Origin of the sequence: Pontibacterium sp., from assembly GCF_041587635.1 — a bacterium.
GTDB lineage: Bacteria > Pseudomonadota > Gammaproteobacteria > Pseudomonadales > Balneatricaceae > Pontibacterium.
Genome location: NZ_JBFGYC010000214.1, coordinates 1 through 6,259, shown reverse-complemented (window position 1 = coordinate 6,259; position 6,259 = coordinate 1). Strand labels below are relative to the sequence as shown.

5 protein-coding genes are annotated in these 6,259 nt (G+C 52.6%); 4 read left to right on the top strand and 1 reads right to left on the bottom strand.

Annotation, left to right across the window (positions count from 1 at the left end; translation table 11 throughout):
* Window positions 1–192: 192 nt before the first annotated feature.
* Entirely contained in the window at window positions 193–1,101 is a 909-nt protein-coding gene (locus ABYW01_RS11530; protein ID WP_372832840.1) for a LysR family transcriptional regulator, read from the bottom strand.
* 140 nt (window positions 1,102–1,241) lie between these two features.
* On the opposite strand from ABYW01_RS11530, the gene ABYW01_RS11525 reads away from it, so the two are divergent.
* From ABYW01_RS11525 to ABYW01_RS11510, 4 genes are all read left to right on the top strand, one after another.
* Window positions 1,242–2,684, top strand: coding sequence for an aldehyde dehydrogenase family protein (locus ABYW01_RS11525; RefSeq protein WP_372832838.1), 1,443 nt, complete (start codon window positions 1,242–1,244; stop codon window positions 2,682–2,684).
* A 13-nt stretch (window positions 2,685–2,697) separates the two neighbouring features.
* A complete protein-coding gene (locus tag ABYW01_RS11520; RefSeq protein ID WP_372832836.1) occupies window positions 2,698–3,699 on the top strand; it encodes a dipeptidase in 1,002 nt (333 codons plus the stop codon).
* A 132-nt stretch (window positions 3,700–3,831) separates the two neighbouring features.
* On the top strand, window positions 3,832–5,406 hold the full coding sequence (locus ABYW01_RS11515) for a BCCT family transporter (RefSeq protein ID WP_372832835.1): 1,575 nt from the start codon (window positions 3,832–3,834) through the stop codon (window positions 5,404–5,406).
* 114 nt (window positions 5,407–5,520) lie between these two features.
* On the top strand, window positions 5,521–5,901 hold the full coding sequence (locus tag ABYW01_RS11510; protein WP_193953188.1) for a RidA family protein: 381 nt from the start codon (window positions 5,521–5,523) through the stop codon (window positions 5,899–5,901).
* Window positions 5,902–6,259 lie beyond the last annotated feature (358 nt).

Genomic DNA, 6,259 nt, shown 5'->3' with positions numbered 1-6,259 from the left:
GTCCAATCACACTAGGCTTAATCATGGTCTCCTCCTATGCATCCATCAGATAGTGATATTTATACTTCTATCTTGGCGCATTGTGACGCCGTAGGATGGGAGGAGACCATCTCATCAACCTACGGGAGTTCTGGAGATTGGGACTGTGTAGGTTGGGACGAGCAACGCGATTCCCAACATCTATCGGTCAAATCAATCGGCTTGCTCCGACTGTTGAGCGTGCTCCAAAATAAACTTCACCAATGAGTCCGCTGCGGGTGTGAGCGATTTGTTACTCATCTGCACGATACCGATCTGCCGGATCACGCTAGGAGAGGTCAGCGGGATGAACTTCAGCTTGGTGCTTTCTTCAGGAAACGCAAACCACGGCAGGGTGGTGATACCCATACCCGCTTCCAGCATCGCGACGAGCGAGATCATGTTGGAGATATAAAACTGCGAATCGCCCAGCAAAGGTTCCGCTTCGGTATCCTGCAACAGGCGAGACGTACCGTTACTGATCAGGCGGTGTTCGCGCAGTGTTTCCCAATGCAATGTTTTGCGACGCGCCAACGGATGATCAACACGGCATACCACGCCAATCTGGTCTTCCCATATCGGTGTAAAGGTTTTGTCGCTGTGCTCATGCGCGTGCCACAAACTGGCGATACCAAAATCCACCTGCTGGTTTTCCACCATATTGAGGACGGCACCCGCATTATCGTCATAGAAGCTGATATGCAGGTCAGGGGCGTTCTCGATAAATTTGGAAAGGATCTCCGGCAACATACGGCTCGCAATAGAGGGCACGGACGCCAGACGCAGGTGACCGGTTTTGTGATTAGCCATCAACGTCATGTCTTGCGCAATGCGGTCATGATGGGCGATCAGTTCTTTCGCCTGCGGCATAAAGTGTTTACCGAAAGGGGTCAGTTCCGCATTGGCCGCTTTTGCGTTTCGCTTCTCAAACAGGGATTCCCCCAGTTTGTTCTCCAGATCCTTAATCGATAACGAGATCGCGGGCTGGGTGCGATGCGCTTTTTCGGCTGCGGCATGAAATCCCTTTAACTCAGCAACCCATACGAAGTGTCTCAGCTGGGCGATTTTCAGTTCAGGCAACATGGCGACTCTCTCCTGAATATGCGTAATTTCATGTTGTTACGTCTGGCGATAAATAAACCTTATCACCAAATATTATTTATTAATTTTTATTATTAAAACATGCACCATAAGATGAATCCATCAACTTTGTGGAGGTAAACATGTCTGAATCAGTTTTTCGTAATTACATCGCAGGTGAGTGGGTAGAAGGTTCCGGTACCGTGGCAAACATCAGCCCGGCCGACACCAGCGACGTCATTGGTCACTACGCGCAGGCTGATAAAGCGCAGACTGAAGCAGCAATTGCTGCTGCCATCCAGGGTCAGGAAGAATGGCAGAAGAGTGGTCTGGAACAGCGCTACTCTGTGCTGATGGCTATCGGTGACGAGCTGATCGCCCGTAAAGACGAGCTGGGTGAGATCCTGGCACGTGAAGAAGGTAAAACATTGGCTGAAGGCGTGGGTGAAACTTACCGCTCAGGTCAGTTCTTCCATTACTACGCGGCTGAAGTCCTGCGTCAGATGGGTGAAACAGCCGACTCTGTACGTCCGGGTGTTGAAATCGAAACACGCCGTGAGCCTGTTGGTGTTGTTGGCATCATCACTCCGTGGAACTTCCCGACTGCAACCGGCGCTTGGAAAATTGCTCCAGCACTGGCATTCGGTAACGCGGTTGTTTGGAAACCTGCAAACCAGGTCCCTGCATCTGCATGGGCACTGACTGAGATAATCTCCCGTCAGGGTCTGCCTGCTGGCACGTTCAACCTGGTAATGGGCCCTGGCTCTCAGGTGGGTGACGTGATGATCAATTCCCGCGACATCAACGCACTGACGTTCACCGGTTCTCTTGAAACGGGTCGTAAAGTGGCAGCCGCTACCGCAGTGAATCTGGTTAAGTGTCAGCTGGAAATGGGCAGCAAGAACGCGCTGATCGTTCTGGATGATGCGGATCTGGATAATGCTGTTGAGTGTGCGGTGGGTGGTGCATTCGGTGGTACCGGTCAGAAATGTACCGCGTCTTCCCGTTTGATCGTGACTGAAGGCATCCATGATCGTTTCGTTGAAGCGATGGTTGCTCGCATGCAGAAACTGGTTGTCGGTCATCCGCTGAAAGAAGGCGTTCACATCGGTGCTGTTGCTGACGCGCGTCAGATGGAACAGAACCTGGAATATCTAGAGCTGGCTAAGAAAGAAGGCGGCAACCTGATCTGCGGCGGTGAAGTACTGAACGAAGAGAAAGAAGGCTACTACATGCAGCCAGCTCTGTTCACAGAAACCACCAACGACATGACGATCAACCGTGAAGAAGCGTTCGCGCCAATCGCGTGCATCATCAAGGTTAAAGACTACGAAGAAGCACTGGCGACTCTGAACGACACCAACTTCGGTCTGACTGGCGGTATCTGCACAGAATCCCTGAAGTACGCAACTGACTTTAAACGTCGTGCGAAAACCGGTTGTGCAATGGTGAACCTGCCAACAGCGGGTACTGATTACCACGTACCGTTTGGCGGTCGTAAAGATTCCAGCTTTGGTCCACGCGAACAGGGCACGTACGCGAAAGAGTTCTACACCGTTGTGAAAACCACCTACATCCGTGCGTAACCGGAGCAGGCCTATGAACCAAAATCTGCATAAAGACCTGATCGTTGTCGACGGTCTCCAGTACTCCAACTGGAACCGTCAGATCTTCGAACAGCTGCGCGAAGGTGGGGTAACGATGGTGCATGTCACCATCGTATACCACGAGCAGATTCGCGAGACCTTGCTGCGTATTGCGGAGTGGAACCGTCACTTCGAATACAACAGCGATCTGATCATGCCCATCAAGAGCACGGCGGATATCCGTCTGGCGAAAGAGTTGGGCAAAGTAGGCATCATGTTCGGCGCGCAGAACTGCTCGCCGATCGAAGATGACATCGGCATGGTCGAGGTGATGCGCGAGCTGAACCTGATGATCATGCAGCTCACCTACAACAACCAGAGCCTGTTGGCCTGCGGTTGTTACGAAGCGGAAGACAGTGGTGTTACCCGCTTCGGTAAACAGGTGATTCAAGAGATGAACCGCGTTGGTATGGTTGTGGACATGAGCCACAGCGGCGAACGTAGCACGCTGGATGCGATTGAGCTGTCGGAACGTCCGATTGTGATCTCCCACGCGAATCCAACCAGCTTCCACGCGGCGAAACGTAACAAGTCTGACACGGTGCTGAAGGCATTGGGTGAGTCTGGCGGCCTGTTGGGCTTCAGTCTTTATCCGTTCCACCTGAAGAACGGATCAGATTGCACGCTGGATGATTTCTGCGACATGGTGGCCAGCACGGCTGACCTGATGGGCATAGATCATATCGGCATCGGGACTGACCTGTGTCAGGACCAGCCACTGTCTGTCCTCGAATGGATGCGAAACGGACGTTGGTCGAAAGAGAAAGATTACGGTGAAGGTTCCAAGTCCAATGCGGACTGGCCAAGCCCACTGTCATGGTTCCGTGACAGCCGGGATTTTCCAAACATCACAGCGGGACTGCAAGCACGCGGTTTCAGTGATGAGGATGTGGCTAAGGTGATGGGCCTGAACTGGGTGAACTATCTGGATGACGCACTGAGGCCACAGCGCTAATCCAACCCTGAAACACGCACTACATTCGAATGGAAAACCACACAGCATCTCTGGTGCACCGGATAGCTGTGTGGGTTCCGAAGCACTCTGACTGAGAAATCATAAATATAAGAGCCCCGTCAGGAGACTAATATGAATACAACGACACAGGCACCGACTTCTAATCAGGAGCTGCAGATGCCAGACAAAAAATCACTGCTGGCAGGGGTGGATCTTCCCGTCTTCCTGATCAGTGGAGGTGTGCTCGCGCTGTTCGCCGCGTTTGCTCTGTACGACATCGAACTGGTGTCCGGTTGGGTAAACACTGCGTTCGCCTCTTCGACGAAGATGTTTGGCGCATACTGGCAGATTCTGTTGCTGCTGACCTTTATTATCGGCCTGTTTCTGGCTGTTGGCCGCACCGGTGCGGTTGTTCTGGGTGGTATCAAAACACCTGAGATCTCTACCTTCCAGTGGATCTCCATCATCATGTGTACCTTACTTGCTGGTGGTGGTGTGTTCTGGGCGGCTGCTGAACCAATGGCTCATTTCACGTCTCCTCCGCCGTTGTTTGCGGGTGAAGGTGCTGAAACTGGTACTGCACAGGCGGCGTATAACGCGCTGGCACAGAGCTTCATGCACTGGGGTTTCCTGGCATGGGCGATTCTGGGCAGCCTGACAGGTATCGTCTTCATGTACCTGCACTATGAAAAAGGCCTGCCGCTGAAGCCGCGTACACTGCTGTACCCGGTATTTGGTGACCGCGTCATGAAAGGCCCGCTGGGTGCGATTGTTGATTCCAGCTGTGTATTGGCCGTTGTTGCCGGTACGGTCGGTCCGATTGGCTTCCTGGGTCTGCAGGTGAGCTTTGGTCTGGAAAAACTGTTTGGTATCCCGAATACCTACGGCACTCAGGTAGCGATTCTCATCGGCCTGATCGGTATCTACACGCTGTCTGCTGTAAGCGGTGTTAACCGTGGTATCCAGATTCTGAGTCGTGCCAACGTCATTCTGGCGGTTGGTCTGATGGCATTCATTCTGGTGTTTGGCCCAACCGCCTTCATCATCGACGGTTACCTGCACTCTTTCGGTATCTACGTTAAAGAGTTCATCCCGATGGCAACTTTCCGTGCAAATACGGGCTGGTTGGACTGGTGGACTGTGTTCTTCTGGGGTTGGTTCCTGGGTTACGGCCCGCTGATGGCGATGTTCGTAGCGCGTATCTCCCGTGGTCGCACAATCCGTGAAATGGTCCTGCTGATCTCCGTTGTTGCACCGATCATCACCTGCTTCTGGTTCACCATCGTAGGTGGTGCGGGTCTGTCTTTCGAACTGGCTAACCCGGGTGTTATCTCCGAGCCGTTCACTGGCTTTAACCTGCCAGCTGCACTCTTGGCGATCACTGAACAGCTGCCGATGGGCTTCCTGATCTCTGTACTGTTCCTGATCCTGACGACGATCTTTGTTGCGACCACCGGTGACTCCATGACCTACGCGGTATCCATGGTAATGACCGGTACCGATCACCCGCAGTCTGGTGTACGTGTGTTCTGGGGCATCATGATGGGTGTGATGGCTGCACTGCTGATCTCCATCGGTTCCGGTGGTATCTCAGCGCTACAGTCCTTCATTGTTGTGACCGCTGTTCCGGTATCTCTGGTACTGCTGCCATCCCTTTGGACTGCACCGCAGATCGCCAACAAAATGGCAAAAGAGCAGGGCCTGTAATTAGCGCCTGACTCTCAACCTATCGCAGCTGCACCAAGTGCCCTGACGGGGCAGGCGGCTGCGATAGATGATTCATTCCTTCTTTTTATTGTTAGATAAACGTTGAACACTCCTATGAAAAAAGCAGTTAAGACCGAACTTTTCGCATCTAAAGCGCCACTGGAATGGGCGATCATCGCTAACGGTACCCTGTCTACCGCACAGATTCCTATCGATGCTGAAGGTAACGTAGTCGAGGGCGGTATCGAAGCTCAGGCGCGTCAGACAATGGACAACTTCAAGCACACCATCGAAGCCGCTGAGCTGACCATGGATGATGTGACACAGGTCCTGATCTACGTAACCGACCGTTCTCAGTTGCCTGTTTTCAACAAGGTATACGCAGAATACTTCGAAGCACCGTATCCAAACCGCGCAGCGATGATCGTTGCTGGTCTGGCACGTGAAGAGATGTTGTGTGAAGTCGTTGCATACGCAGCGGTGCCACAGAGCTAATTTCAGGAATTGTCCCTTTTTCTGAGATGGTTGTTTCACGACTTGTCCCTACTCGTGAAACCAAGAGCCGGCCTAGTGCCGGTTTTTTGCGTTTGGGAGGTGGGGACAGGTGACAGCGGGGAGACTTGGCGGGTGACACGCAGCATTAAGCTTAGTGCTTCCATCGCGCCCTTTACCACAATGGCTGGGATGTTGATCCAATGGGTAGTCTAGAAACCATACGCGAAGATGTGTCCCAACAGTCGTTGGGATGAGCAACACCTCTCCCAAGAAATACACCTGATAATTCCATTGAACTCCGTGGCAGAGCTATGTCAGGATAGTGCATCAATTTGATGCATTTCCCCGGATGGGAATC

What these genes read in the sequence shown, in the direction of transcription:
- ABYW01_RS11520 (WP_372832836.1), top strand. Translation starts at nt 2,698, where the DNA reads ATGAACCAAAATCTGCATAAAGACCTGATCGTTGTCGACGGTCTCCAG.
- ABYW01_RS11525 (WP_372832838.1), top strand. Translation starts at nt 1,242, where the DNA reads ATGTCTGAATCAGTTTTTCGTAATTACATCGCAGGTGAGTGGGTAGAA.
- ABYW01_RS11510 (WP_193953188.1), top strand. Translation starts at nt 5,521, where the DNA reads ATGAAAAAAGCAGTTAAGACCGAACTTTTCGCATCTAAAGCGCCACTG.
- ABYW01_RS11515 (WP_372832835.1), top strand. Translation starts at nt 3,832, where the DNA reads ATGAATACAACGACACAGGCACCGACTTCTAATCAGGAGCTGCAGATG.
- ABYW01_RS11530 (WP_372832840.1), bottom strand. Translation starts at nt 1,101, where the DNA reads ATGTTGCCTGAACTGAAAATCGCCCAGCTGAGACACTTCGTATGGGTT.